13 protein-coding genes are annotated in these 13,749 nt (G+C 36.4%); 10 read left to right on the top strand and 3 right to left on the bottom strand.

Features of this window, described 5'->3' with window-relative positions; translation table 11 throughout:
- The first annotated feature begins 1 nt into the window (after position 1).
- From ACFOWA_RS00420 to ACFOWA_RS00395, 6 genes are all read left to right on the top strand, one after another.
- A complete protein-coding gene (locus ACFOWA_RS00420; protein ID WP_378980744.1) occupies positions 2–451 on the top strand; it encodes a 3-hydroxyacyl-ACP dehydratase FabZ family protein in 450 nt (149 codons plus the stop codon).
- Positions 441–1,718 carry a beta-ketoacyl-[acyl-carrier-protein] synthase family protein gene (locus ACFOWA_RS00415; RefSeq protein WP_378980742.1) on the top strand — a complete coding sequence of 426 codons (1,278 nt, stop codon included), beginning with the start codon at positions 441–443 and terminating at the stop codon, positions 1,716–1,718. The genes ACFOWA_RS00420 and ACFOWA_RS00415 overlap by 11 nt, the downstream gene beginning before the upstream one ends.
- Complete coding sequence (locus ACFOWA_RS00410; RefSeq protein ID WP_378980740.1) at positions 1,711–1,971, top strand: acyl carrier protein; 261 nt, start codon at positions 1,711–1,713, stop codon at positions 1,969–1,971. The genes ACFOWA_RS00415 and ACFOWA_RS00410 overlap by 8 nt, the downstream gene beginning before the upstream one ends.
- Positions 1,961–2,416, top strand: coding sequence for a 4'-phosphopantetheinyl transferase family protein (locus ACFOWA_RS00405; RefSeq protein WP_378980738.1), 456 nt, complete (start codon positions 1,961–1,963; stop codon positions 2,414–2,416). Before ACFOWA_RS00410 ends, ACFOWA_RS00405 begins: the two co-directional genes overlap by 11 nt.
- Before the next feature lie 138 nt (positions 2,417–2,554).
- A complete protein-coding gene (gene pruA / locus ACFOWA_RS00400; RefSeq protein ID WP_378980736.1) occupies positions 2,555–4,189 on the top strand; it encodes an L-glutamate gamma-semialdehyde dehydrogenase in 1,635 nt (544 codons plus the stop codon).
- Between the two features lie 1,285 nt (positions 4,190–5,474).
- Positions 5,475–5,735, top strand: a complete 261-nt coding sequence (locus tag ACFOWA_RS00395; RefSeq protein ID WP_378980734.1) for a hypothetical protein — start codon at positions 5,475–5,477, stop codon at positions 5,733–5,735.
- Between the two features lie 147 nt (positions 5,736–5,882).
- Here ACFOWA_RS00395 and ACFOWA_RS00390 read toward each other — a convergent pair whose 3' ends face one another.
- The 3 genes from ACFOWA_RS00390 to ACFOWA_RS00380 all read right to left on the bottom strand — a co-directional run bounded on the left by ACFOWA_RS00390 (position 5,883) and on the right by ACFOWA_RS00380 (position 8,807).
- The gene (locus tag ACFOWA_RS00390; protein WP_378980732.1) at positions 5,883–6,668 is read right to left on the bottom strand and encodes a hypothetical protein; all 786 of its coding nucleotides are present in this window, start codon (positions 6,666–6,668) and stop codon (positions 5,883–5,885) included.
- Positions 6,669–6,715: 47 nt separating this feature from the next.
- Positions 6,716–8,320: a SulP family inorganic anion transporter gene (locus ACFOWA_RS00385; RefSeq protein WP_378980730.1), complete on the bottom strand. Its 1,605-nt coding sequence runs from the start codon at positions 8,318–8,320 to the stop codon at positions 6,716–6,718.
- 139 nt (positions 8,321–8,459) lie between these two features.
- Positions 8,460–8,807, bottom strand: a complete 348-nt coding sequence (locus ACFOWA_RS00380; protein ID WP_378980728.1) for a hypothetical protein — start codon at positions 8,805–8,807, stop codon at positions 8,460–8,462.
- Positions 8,808–9,072: 265 nt separating this feature from the next.
- Between ACFOWA_RS00380 and ACFOWA_RS00375 the strand changes: the two genes are divergently transcribed.
- The 4 genes from ACFOWA_RS00375 to ACFOWA_RS00360 all read left to right on the top strand — a co-directional run bounded on the left by ACFOWA_RS00375 (position 9,073) and on the right by ACFOWA_RS00360 (position 13,611).
- A complete protein-coding gene (locus ACFOWA_RS00375; protein WP_378980726.1) occupies positions 9,073–10,614 on the top strand; it encodes an acyl-CoA carboxylase subunit beta in 1,542 nt (513 codons plus the stop codon).
- 205 nt (positions 10,615–10,819) lie between these two features.
- Positions 10,820–11,974 carry an MFS transporter gene (locus ACFOWA_RS00370; RefSeq protein ID WP_378980724.1) on the top strand — a complete coding sequence of 385 codons (1,155 nt, stop codon included), beginning with the start codon at positions 10,820–10,822 and terminating at the stop codon, positions 11,972–11,974.
- Complete coding sequence (locus ACFOWA_RS00365; RefSeq protein WP_378980722.1) at positions 11,952–12,368, top strand: GNAT family N-acetyltransferase; 417 nt, start codon at positions 11,952–11,954, stop codon at positions 12,366–12,368. Before ACFOWA_RS00370 ends, ACFOWA_RS00365 begins: the two co-directional genes overlap by 23 nt.
- 127 nt (positions 12,369–12,495) lie before the next feature.
- On the top strand, positions 12,496–13,611 hold the full coding sequence (locus ACFOWA_RS00360; protein WP_378980720.1) for a M42 family metallopeptidase: 1,116 nt from the start codon (positions 12,496–12,498) through the stop codon (positions 13,609–13,611).
- Positions 13,612–13,749: the final 138 nt, after the last annotated feature.

The following is a 13,749-nucleotide window of genomic DNA, read 5'->3' as shown; positions in this document are numbered from 1 at the left end:
TATGAATCATCAGGATATACTTAAAAAATTACCTTACGGAAAAGACTTTTTGTTTGTTGATGAGTTGTTGCATGTTGATGAAAATGGTGCTATTGGAACTTGTACCTACAACAAAAATTTATATTTTTACGATAGTCATTTTAAGAATCTCCCAGTAACTCCGGCAGTTATATTAACAGAAACTATGGCTCAAATTGGCTTGGTATGTTTGGGTTTGTATCTGCTTAAAGATGATTTGGATATAAACAAAGCGTCATTAGCGATGACGTCAAACTCAATAGATTTTTTAAAGCCTGTTTATCCTGGAGTTAGCGTTAAAGTAACCAGTGAGAAAATATATTTCCGCTTTAGTAAATTAAGCTGCAACGTAAAAATGGAAGATGAAACCGGAAATATAATTTGTAAAGGAACCATTTCAGGCATGTTAATTTCTAATCCAAATGAACAATAGAGTAGTAATTACCGGCCTAGGCGTTTGTGCCCCAAATGGTACAACTATTTCTGATTTTACTTATTCGATAAAAAACGGGCTTTCAGGCATCACACATCAACCTGACCTTGAAGCACTTGGTTTTTCATGCCAAATTGCAGGTAAACCACAGCTTAGTGATGATAGAATTGCACAATACTTTTCATCCTTAGAACTACGAAATTTAAACAGCACTGGTATTATTTATGGTGTTATAGCTGGTTTAGATGCCTGGGAAGATGCCGGTTTGGAAAAGAGCAGCGAAGATAGCCCGGATTGGGATAGCGGAACAATTTTCGGTACCGGCACTTCTGGAATTGATAAATTTAGATGGGCGATTAATAAAATCGACGACATGGAAATTCGCAAGCTTGGAAGTTCTGTTGTTATACAAACCATGGCCAGTGGTGTAAGTGCTTTTATAAGTGGTAAATTGGGTTTAGGTAATCAGGTAAGTACTAATTCATCGGCTTGTGCAACTGGCGCCGAAAGCCTTTTACTGGCATACGAAAGAATAAAATCTGGTCAGGCCAAACGAATGCTTGCAGGTAGTACGAGCGACAGCGGTCCATACATTTGGGGTGGCTTTGATGCCATGAAAGTTTGTACATTTAAACACAATAGCGAACCTGAAAAAGGAAGCCGCCCAATGAGCTTAACAGCTAGTGGTTTTGTACCAGGTAGCGGAGCCGGAGCACTGGTTTTAGAATCACTTGATTCGGCTTTGAAAAGAAATGCAAAAATTTACGCTGAGGTTTTGGGAGGGCATTTAAATTCTGGCGGACAAAGAGGTTTAGGTACCATGACAGCACCAAATCCTGAAAGTGTTCAGCGATGCATTACAAAAGCCCTGGAAAGTGCAAATATCCAGGCGAGTGAAATAGATGTAATCAACGGACATCTAACAGCAACAACAAAAGATTCGCTGGAAATTGAGAACTGGAAAATTGCCTTGGGTTCAACTGCTGAAAACTTTCCATACATAAACTCCTTAAAAGGAATGATTGGTCATTGTATAAGCGCTGCCGGAAGCATAGAATGCGTTGCTTCAGTGCTGGAATTAGAACAAAATTTTATTTTCCCAAATATAAATTGTGAGGATTTAAACCCTGAAATAACGGCATTAATTAATGAAAATCGAATTCCACAAACCTTAATCGAAAAAAAAATTAATGTATTGACTAAAGCCAGTTTTGGTTTTGGTGATATAAATGTTTGTGTTATTTTAAAAAAATATAACCATGAGTAAAGAAGAGATAATTGCAGAGTTGAAAATCATTATTAAGCCATACAGCGAAGAAATTTCGGCTTTAGAAAACATTGATGAAAACACCGATTTCATAACTGACTTAAAGATAAATTCTGCCAATTTGGTTGATATTGTGCTTGATATCGAGGAAAAATTCAAAATAGAAATCGACAATGATTCTATGGCAAAGATGCTCAATGTAAAAGCTACTGTAGAAGTTATAGAAAGCAAATTAAAAGCTAATGCTGGGTAATGATATCGTAGATCTTACCCTTGCCAAAGTTCAAAGCAATTGGAAACGCAAAGGCTATCTTGATAAGATTTTTACGGATGATGAGCAGAATAATATTTTAAAATCGAATAACCCTGATTTGATGGTTTGGATATTCTGGAGCATGAAAGAAGCTGCATATAAAATCCACAATCGAAAAACCGGTATCCGAAATTTTGCGCCAAAAAGTTTAAGCTGTACAATTCATTCCAGCACTTATGGCGAAGTAAATGTTGAAGGTGATTTGTATTTTACTAAAACTGAGATAAGTTTAAAATATATACACTCGGTTTCATCACCAGTTTTTAGTCACCTCGATAAGATAACAATTAATATCTACGAAGCTCCTGATAATGTTTTCGATTATAAAAGTACGGAGCCAGGTTGCGTAAGCCACCATGGAAGGTATTTGGCTCTGGTGTATTAGTATAATTCTTTATCCCTAAAAAACATTCATTATCAGTGGTGATTTATTCATCCATCCCATCCCCTATTTTCTTTACAGAAGAATAGAATTGCCTACTCCAAAAAGCCTTATATTTGCCCAAATCATAAAAAATTAAATATGCTTAAAGGATTTTTTAACGTACCAACTCCGGTAAACGAACCTATATTAAACTATGCACCTGGTAGCAAAGAACGCACTCTTTTAAAAGATGCGCTTGCTGAAGCCCGTTCATACAAACAAGATATCCCAATGTATATTGGCGGTAAAGCAATTCATACCGATAAAAAAGGTAAAGTTGTTGCACCGCATGATCATCAACATGTTTTAGCGCAATTTAGCATTGGCGATAAAACTCACATTACTCAAGCCATTGATGCTGCTTTGGCAGCAAAAGAAGATTGGGAAAACCTTGCTTGGGAACATAGAGCAGCAATCTTTTTAAAAGCTGCTGATTTAATTGCTGGCAAATACCGCTATAAACTAAATGCAGCAACTATGCTTGGCCAAAGCAAAAATGCTTATCAGGCAGAAATTGACGCCGCTTGCGAATTGATTGATTTCTTGCGTTTTAACGTAAGTTACATGGCCGATATTTATAAGCAACAGCCTCCTGTTTCGCCTCGTGGTAACTGGAATCGTGTAGAGCAACGCCCTTTAGAAGGTTTTGTATTTGCACTTACACCTTTCAACTTTACCGCAATTGCAGCAAACTTACCTGCATCTGCAGCTATGATGGGTAATGTTTTGGTTTGGAAACCTGCTGATACCCAAATTTATGCGGCTAACCTTTTAATGGAAATTTTCCGTGAGGCTGGTGTGCCAGATGGCGTAATTAACCTGGTTTATGCTGATGGACCAGAAACTGGAGATGTAGTATTTAATCACCCAGATTTTGCAGGTATTCATTTTACTGGTTCTACAAAAGTTTTCCAGGAAATTTGGAAAACAATTGGTACAAATATTCATAAATACAAATCATATCCTCGTATTGTTGGCGAAACTGGTGGTAAAGATTTTATTCTTGTTCACCCATCTGCGCAAACCAATGTTGCAAGTACAGCCATTGTTCGCGGTGCTTTTGAATACCAGGGACAAAAATGCTCGGCAGCTAGTCGCGTTTATATTGCAGAAAGCCTTTGGCCTGAAATTAAAGAACTCATGCTGCGTGATTTGGCCACCTTTAAAATGGGCGGAACGGAAGATTTCACTAATTTTATTAATGCCGTTATTGATGAGCGTTCTTTTGATAAACTTGCGAAATATATAGACCAAGCTAAACAAGATACTGGTGTAGAAATTATTGCTGGTGGCAATTACGATAAAAGCAAAGGTTATTTTATTGAACCTACAGTTTTAGTAGTTGATGACCCGAAATATACCACTATGTGTGAAGAATTATTCGGACCGGTTTTAACTGTTTATGTTTATGCAGATAAAGATTTTGATTCGATTTTAGAAGTTATCGACACAACATCACCTTACGCTTTAACTGGTGCTTTCATTGCTCAAGATAGATATGCAATCGAAAAAGCATCACACGCTTTACGTAACTCGGCTGGTAATTTTTATATTAATGATAAATGTACTGGCGCTGTTGTTGGTCAGCAGCCATTTGGTGGAGCTAGAGGTTCTGGTACAAATGATAAAGCCGGATCGATGATTAATTTGTTGCGTTGGGTTTCTCCTCGTACCATTAAAGAAGTTTTCGAATCGCCTACTGATTATCGCTATCCATTTTTGGCCGAAGATTAGATTGAGGTTAAGGTTGAGACTTAGGTTGAGGTTGAGGCTAAGATTGAGATGAACCTATAAAATAATAGAGTTGATAAATTTCATATTATAAATTTGTCAACTCTTTAAACTTTTATTCTTTGTATACAAACCCCTTGTTTATAAACCCGACAGCATCGAGCATACCGATTCTTCATCGGTATAAAGCGAACGGCGGGAATACTGACCTCCATTAGCAGTAGCTTTAATTTCCAAAAATTAGACCATTAAATCAAAATTAATTTTATAAAATCCTTTATTTTTGGAGCGCAATGCTTTTGCATATCAATTAATTTCTTCCTGTGTTCCGCTTGTACACTTTGCATCGTCGTACCTCCTCGCTGCAGGGTACCGCTACACCCAGGGCTAGGTGGCTAAAGCAGTAATAATTTTTACCGGTTTGAAACAAACCCCTTGTTTATAAACCCGCCATTCGCCTTATACCGATTCTTCATCGGTATAAGGCGAATGGCGGGACTGCTGACCTCCATAAGCAGTAGCTTTCATTTCCAAAAAAAGCACTTTTAATTTATAAATTTATTAGTCTAGTATTTGGAGCGCAAGGCTTCTGCATATCAATTAATTTCTTCCTGCGTACCGCTTGTACGCTTTGCATCATCGTAACTCCTCGCTGCAGGGCACCGCTACACCCAGGGCTAGGTGGCTAAAGCAGTAATAATTTTTAACGGTTTGCAACAAACCATAGTTCTTAAACCCGACAGCAGCGAGCATACCGATTCTTCATCGGTATAAAGCGAATGGCGGGACTGACGTTTCCGAAGAACTACAGAACCATTCATTTCCTAATCCACTTCACATTCAATAATATACTTTTCTTTTAAGTTCCAATACATTAAAGAACAACCCTTGTTTACAAACCCGACAGCAGCGAGCATACCGATTCTTCATCGGTATAAAGCGAATGGCGGGACTGATGTTTCCTAAGAACTACAGAACCATTCATTTCTTAATCCACTTCACATTCAATAATATACTTTTCTTTTAAGTTCCAATACATTAAAGAACAACCCTTGTTTACAAACCCGACAGCAGCGAGCATACCGGTTCGTCATCGGTATAAAGCGAATGGCGGGACTGATGCTTCCTAAGAACTACAGAACCATTCATTTCCAAATCCCTTCCGATTTTATAAATACACATACAGATTAACACAAAATTTTTAAGTCTAAAATGAACTATTCTTTTCGAAATACCTTTTAAAACTATCCGTGTTTATTGCTGTTCTATTTATATAAAACATAACATCATGGAAAATCAAAAAGATACCAACGAAAATTTAAGTGATAAAAACGCTGACAATGCTGCAGATGCAACCAACATGCCTGATGGATTGGTTCCTCGCCACCACAGCGATGAAAATAACGAAAAGAACAAGGTAAAATCAGACGCCGGAAATTTGGGTAGAAATTTTGGAAAAGGAGATTTCGGTTCGGAAGAAGCCCGTGAAGATGCTGATAAAGGCAACGAAGGCCATGCAGGCAATATGCCAAACTCAGAAGAAAAATAGATTAAGATAAAGCGAAAGTAACTAATATTTACTTTCGCTTTATTTTTGCGTATAATTTGATGGTTTACACGGAAAACTCCACATCACTAAATCTTAAGGAAACTATTTTTTTGTTTGTTTAAGGGTGTTTGTTAGATTAAAATATATCTAATTTTCAATTTGTTCGATATGCTCCAAATAACTCATCACCTTTTTCTCTGTATTATTCTGTAAATTAATATCGCTACCATATAACTCCGCTCGGAGTTCTTTATATAAAGAAACGGCACTTTTTAAACTTTTTAGCAATGATTTTCTATCGTAAGTAGGTACGGTTAACATAAGTTGGGCTAAATCATTACTTTCTATATCCATTTCCATTTTCCTAACTCCACGGGGTAATTTACCATTCTTAATGAGCAATAATGGACCAAAAACCACCATTCTTAAAAAACCCATGAAATCGTATGCTTCAAAGTACTCACCTCTCCCAATTTTAAGTAAAGCATAATGTATCCAAGTCCAAATCCTATCTTCTATCCATTGATAGTCGGGATATGGAAACTTTGCTTCTGAATTATCAATAGCATCCTTAAGTTGTCCGGTTTTATCAAGTAATAAATGTGGTGTTTCAATCCTTGTATAAAACTCATCAAGCGTCAAAAATTTTATATCGACATGTAAAAGTGGATTATCATAAAGACAAATGAGCACTCTGGGCTCACCAACATGCTCGCCTGTAAACCCAGATAAAAAGTTACCTAATCTTTGTGCGTACTCCAACATTAAACCTTTTTCACCAGATACTTTTTGCTTAGTAACAAGAATTAAATCTAAGTCAGAAAACTCATCAATTTCATTTGTTAGCCATGAACCAGTTACTGCCAAACCAATAACATTATCATCTGAAGCTAAAATTGTCTTTGCATTGTTAGCAAATTCTTGCTGTATCATGTATAAGCACTCAATTTTGTGGTTAAAACTTTAGCAAATATACTCAACTAACTATTTATCTCCTCAACAACTTTATTCGTTAATTTAGGTACAGTATAATGTTTTTGTATATGCTCTAAAGTAACTATAATCCCTTTTGTGTAAGCATTATGTTTATAATTGAAGATGGTTTCCAATACATCAGGATCAATAAATCGGGCGTTAGAACCATCAATAATTACATTAGTTTCTTTTGGGATGTTTGTTAACAATACCTGAATTGCTGCCTTGTTTAAGAATGAAACTTCTTCGGCAAGTTTTATACGGATATTCTTTTTATCGCCCTCATTTGTAATTCTATAAAAGAATGGATTACGCATATTGGTTCGCAATAAATAGAATATAGAAACCAACATACCAACTGCAACACCTTTTAGTAAATCGGTAAATAATACCGCTACAATGGTAACCACAAATGGCACAAACTGATCCCAACCTTTATGATACATGTGTTTAAAAAGGCTGATTCTGGTCAATTTATAACCGGTTACCAATAAAATTGCCGCCAAACATGAAAGCGGTATCATATTAATTATCTGTGGGATAAACAATAGCGATAACAATAACCATGTACCATGATAAATAGCGGACATTTTCGTTCTGCCACCGGCATTAACATTTGCCGAACTACGAACGATAACCGAGGTCATGGGCAAACCGCCCACCATACCACTTGCGATATTTCCAATGCCTTGAGCAATTAATTCTCTATTTGTTGGTGAAACACGTTTTATCGGATCAATTTTATCAATGGCTTCGATACTTAATAAAGTTTCTAAACTTGCCACAACAGCAATAGTTGCTGCTACGATATATACATTTTTATTTGCAAGTTGAGAAAAATCGGGCATTGTAAATAAGCCCATAAATTCGCTAAAACCCCCAACAACAGGTATTTTTACAATCTGGTCGGCTCTTAATGCGTAATCAGTTCCTGCAAAAACCATGCTCCCAATTACACCCAACAAAACGACCAAAAGTGGCGCCGGAACTATCGCAAGTTTCGGGAATTTAGGCCAAATAATTAATATGGCTATCGATAATAGGCTTATTACAACAGCTGCCAAACTAAAATGCCCAAGTGCTGCTGATATTGCAGAAAATGTATTTTCATGATCTTGCTGAAAGAAACCTTCATCGCCACTAAAATCGGTATCAACACCTAGTGCATGCGGAAGCTGCTTTAAAATAAGTATTAAACCTATTGCCGCAAGCATGCCTTCGATAACGCTCGAAGGAAAATAGTTGCCAATGGTTCCAGCTTTTACCAAACCTAATATTAACTGGAAAACTCCCGCCAAAACTACTGCCAGTAAAAATGTTGGGTAACTGCCTAATGATGTAATTGCCCCCAACACAATAACTGTTAAACCCGCAGCCGGACCACTTACACTTAACTGCGAACCACTACAGGAAGCTACTACAATACCACCAATAATACCGGTAACTAAACCAGCAAATAATGGTGCTCCTGAAGCTAAGGCAATACCTAAACACAGCGGCAATGCCACTAAAAAAACTACAATACTTGCAGGTAAATCCTTTTTTAAATTCTTTTTAAGAAAGTATTTCTTTACATCCGAACCTGAAAAGGCTGGGTTAAACTTTTGCATAACGATATAAATTATCTGGTAAATTTTAACGAATAAATCGTGATGCTAGAATCGCTTATCTTAAAAAAGGTGATAAATTTAAGGTTCGAACCAAAAAGTTACAGCAATTAAAAAGGTTAGATAGGATTATAACACCTTATTACGAGATAAAGTTAGGTGGCGGTGTTGGTACCGTGGCGTGATATGGATCTACATATCTTTTGAAATGCTCTATAAAACTATTCTTCAAAAAGAAATGACTTGAAGAAAATTCATAAGAAAAAATTGGGTGACTTAATTCAACATATTTAAAATCTGAATATTTGATGGTTTCCTTGCCCGCATCCTTCCCGCCATCATGCTCCAATTCAATTTGCATAATAACAGCATTCATAATTTCCTTATCAATACTAGCACAAAAAACAGGCGCACCAGATATCACCATCTTCGCACTGAAGATTAGCATAAATGCCACAACGATTAAATATTTGTACTTTCTTAAAAACATTTCGTTTTCTAATGCTATTCTAATGTTGCTTACAAAATTAATCGGATAATTGGTTTTTCAATGCAATTACCTTAAATATATTTGTAAAAATATAGCGTAACTTATTGCCATTGTTATTATTGACTTAGATATTTTTTTAAGCTTATTAGATTTATAATGAAGTTAGATTCGACATTGTAAAATCTTCTTCATACTCAGCAATCTTATTCGCTAAACTTGCAATACCAATTGTTATTTTTAATTTTAAAATCTCGTATGATCAAATATGGATAAGAAAATAGCTTTACTTCAAGACAAAATAAATCAGGCCAACCTTGGCGGCGGACAAGCAAGAATTGACAGTCAGCACAAAAAGGGAAAATTAACCGCCAGAGAACGCATTCACTTTTTAATGGATGAAGGAAGTTTTGAAGAAATTGGCATGATGGTTACCCACCGTAGTACTGATTTCGGTATGGAACGAGAAAAGTATTTGGGCGATGGTGTAATTACGGGTTACGGAACCATCAATGGTCGTTTAACATACGTTTTTTCTCAAGATTTTACAGTATTTGGAGGTTCATTATCAGAAACTCACGCTGAAAAAATATGCAAATTAATGGATATGGCCATGAAAAATGGAGCGCCTTTAATCGGGTTAAACGATAGTGGTGGTGCACGAATTCAGGAAGGTGTAGTTTCATTAGGTGGTTATGCAGATATCTTTTATAAAAATGTTCAGGCCTCTGGTGTTATCCCACAATTATCGGCAATTATGGGTCCTTGCGCTGGTGGTGCTGTATATTCGCCTGCCATTACCGATTTTATATTAATGGTTGAAAATACTTCATACATGTTTGTAACCGGACCAAATGTTGTAAAAACGGTAACACATGAAGAAGTAACTTCAGAAGAATTAGGCGGTGCAAATACGCATGCTACAAAATCTGGCGTAACGCATTTTGCTTGTGCAAATGAAATTGATGCCATTACACATGTTAAAAAACTGTTGAGCTATATGCCTCAAAATTGTGAGGAAATGGCAGAACAATTGCCATACGAACCGACGGATGAAAGCAGACCTCAGTTAAATACTTTTATGCCTCAAAACGCTTCTCAACCTTACGACATAAGAGAGATAATAGGATTAGTTGCTGATGCAGACAGTTTTTTAGAAGTTCATGAAGCATTTGCCGAAAATATAGTTGTAGGTTTTGCCCGCTTAGCGGGTAGAAGTATCGGCATTGTGGCCAATCAACCTGCTTATTTAGCTGGCGTTTTAGATAGCAATTCATCAACAAAAGCTGCTCGTTTTGTACGCTTTTGCGATTGCTTTAATATTCCACTATTGGTTTTTGAAGATGTTCCTGGCTTTCTTCCGGGCACAGACCAAGAATGGAATGGAATTATTACCAACGGCGCTAAGTTGCTATATGCCTTTAGCGAGGCTACAGTTCCAAGAATTACTGTTATTATCAGAAAAGCCTATGGTGGCGCTTACGATGTAATGAACAGTAAACACATAGGCGCAGACATGAACTATGCATGGCCAAGCGCCGAGATTGCAGTAATGGGTGCTAAAGGTGCAGCAGAAATTATCTTTAAAAGAGAAATTACTTCTGCCGAAAACCCACAAGAGAAATGGCTTGAAAAGGAAAAATTATATTCGGATATTTTTGCAAACCCATACCGAGCAGCAGAACGTGGCTTTGTAGATGAAGTTATTGAACCCGCACAAACCAGAATAAAACTGATAAAAGCTTTTAAGATGCTTGAAAATAAAGTTGTAAATAACCCAAGAAAAAAACACGGCAATATACCATTGTAGGGATGGATGAGGGAAGATGGTTGATGGAAGACAAGCAAGGCGAAAAATCTATATCAGCCATATTACATCTTAATATTTTAACATTGAATAATGGAATATGGAGGACACACCCATTATCCATTTTACATCTAACATCTTACTCCATCTTACATTTTCCATATTTTTACATCCTTTACATATGTTAAAACGAGCTGATATAATTTTAATGGCCTTTTGCACCGGCTTAATTGTTGCAAATATTTATTACTGCCAACCACTCGTAATTTTGGTGGCTAAAGATTTTAAAATTCCTGAAAGTGTTGCAGGTAGAATTACATATTTAACTCAAATTGGTTACGCTTTAGGTTTATTTCTTCTTGTGCCACTTGGTGATATGTTTGAGCGGAAAAAGCAAATTTTAACTATCTCGGCGTTAGCCATATTAGCGCTATTTGTTGCTGCTTTTTCTAAAACATTTTTCCTCCTCGAAATTGCTTCCGTTTTAATAGGTGCATGTTCTATAGTGCCTCAATTGATACTGCCTCTTGCTGCCAACTTAAGTTCGGATGAAAATCGTGGCGCTAACATTGGTGTAATTATGAGTGGCTTACTGGTTGGCATTTTAGCATCAAGAGCTGTAAGCGGAACCATTGGTTTTTGGTTAGGTTGGCGTGCAGTTTATTTTATGGCGGCAGGAATTTGTGCATTATTAATTGCTCTAATGTCAAAACGTTTTCCTCAAAGCTACCCATCTTTTAAAGGTGGTTATCAACAACTAATGAGTTCGATGTTTAGTTACATCAAAACCCAACCTGTTTTACGCGAAACATCTATAATTAATTTTTTAGCGTTTGCCATAATTAGTGCATTTTGGACAACCATGGTTTTATTTCTGGCCAATCCTCCATTTAATTTTCAAACCTTACAAATTGGTTTATTCGGTATTGCAGGCGCAGCAGGTGCTTTGGCGGCACCTTTGGTTGGTAAGCTGAGCGATGGAAACAATCCTCGCAAAAACCTTATGATTGGTTTTGTACTACAAATCATCAGCATTGCCTTATTTTATTTCACCAAAAATCACTTGTATTTATTTGTAATCGGAATTGTATTAATTGATGTTGGTCAGCAGGCGATTCATGTTACCAATCAAACCCGAATTTACACCCTGATACCTGAAGCAAGAAATCGATTAAACACTATATTTATGTCGGTAAGTTTTATTGGCGCAAGTTGTGGTTCGGCATTAGGATTGTTTTTATGGGATAAAGGCGGATGGAATTTATTTTGCTATGGCATGACGGCCATTATAATTTTGAACATCTTAATCTATAAATTTTACGGAACTAAAAATTTAACACTTGGAAACGCTAATACAAATTGAGCAAATTTTTCCGTCCCTAACCTGGCGCATCAGGCATGAAGCGATGTACCCTGATATGCCATTCGATTCTGTAAAACTTAAAGATGACTTTGAAGGTGTACATTTTGGTTTATACGCTGAACACAAACTTACTGGTGTTGTTTCTCTATTTTCGCAGGGCGATGTATATCAGTTTAGAAAACTTGCCGTTTTGCCAGATGCACAAAAACTTGGTTTTGGCACAAAATTGATGGAATATATCTTAGATTATTGTAAAATTCAGAACGCAACCGAGCTTTGGTGTAATGCCCGTGTTAATGCAAAGGAATTTTATTTTAAATTTGGCTTTAGCGAAACCGAAGATACATTTTACAAAGATGGCTTCGATTTCGTTGTGATGGAACTGGCATTTTAGATTGTAGAATTACAATTTAAATTATTCAGATTTAAAAAATAGAATTCAAATAATAAAAAACTAGATTTCGATTTGTTTTGCTCCATACCAATCTAAATTCGTAAATCTAAAATCGTAAATCAAAATCATGGCTAAAAAAAAAGAAGACGACAAAAAGAAGCACGTAGCTGTTGTAACCAAAAAATCGTTACAATTTCTTGAAGAATATATAAATAATCCTGCTCCAACTGGTTATGAATGGGAAGGACAAAAAATTTGGCTTAATTACCTAAAACCATATATCGACGAACATTTTATTGATAACTATGGAACTGCGGTTGGTGTTATTAACCCAAAGGCTGCTTATAAAGTTGTTATAGAGGCACATGCCGATGAAATTTCATGGTATGTAAATTACATTACTGCCGATGGTTTAATTTATGTTATACGCAACGGAGGTTCAGACCATCAAATTGCACCATCTAAAAGGGTAAATATCCACACCGAAAAAGGTTTGATTAAAGCTGTGTTCGGATGGCCTGCCATACACACTCGTCATGGTGAAAAAGAACAGGCACCAGAATTAAAAAACATCTTTTTAGATTGTGGTTGCACAACGAAAGAGGAAGTAGAAAAATTAGGCATCCACGTGGGCTGCGTAATTACCTATGAAGATGAATTTATGGTATTGAACGATCGCTATTATGTTGGTCGTGCTTTAGATAATCGCGTTGGTGGTTTTATGATTGCCGAAGTTGCTCGTTTGTTAAAAGAAAATAAGAAAAAGCTTCCATTCGCTTTGTACATTGTAAATTCTGTACAGGAAGAAATTGGCTTACGTGGTGCTGAAATGATAGCACAACGCATAAAACCTGATGTTGCCATTATTACCGATGTAACCCACGATACCACAACTCCAATGATTAATAAAAACATTCAGGGAGATTTATCGGCCGGTAAAGGACCAGTGGTTTCTTATGCACCAGCAGTTCAAACCAATTTAAATAAGCTTTTGATTAAAACGGCTGAGAAAAACGAAATTCCATTTCAACGCCAGGCTTCATCTCGCTCTACAGGAACAGATACCGATGCTTTCGCCTATTCAAACGGTGGTGTGCCATCTGCATTAATTTCTTTGCCTTTGCGCTACATGCACACAACTGTAGAAATGGTTCACAAAGAAGATGTTGATAATGTTATCAGCTTGATTTATGAAAGCTTGCTAAACATAAAAGACGGTCAAGATTTCAGGGAGTTTAAATAATTGATAATAAAATATGAAAAAGGCTTGAGTTAAACTTCAAGCCTTTTTTTTATGCCTAACGTTTTCCATCAAATCATTTTCCCTCCTCAAATTCAACTGCATCCATCTTAAAAAATTTTAATAAATTATTTTGCAATA

The sequence above is a fragment of the Pedobacter lithocola genome (assembly GCF_042650845.1).
In the GTDB taxonomy this organism is placed as follows: domain Bacteria; phylum Bacteroidota; class Bacteroidia; order Sphingobacteriales; family Sphingobacteriaceae; genus Pedobacter; species Pedobacter lithocola.
This window is presented reverse-complemented; position numbering and strand designations above follow the sequence as displayed.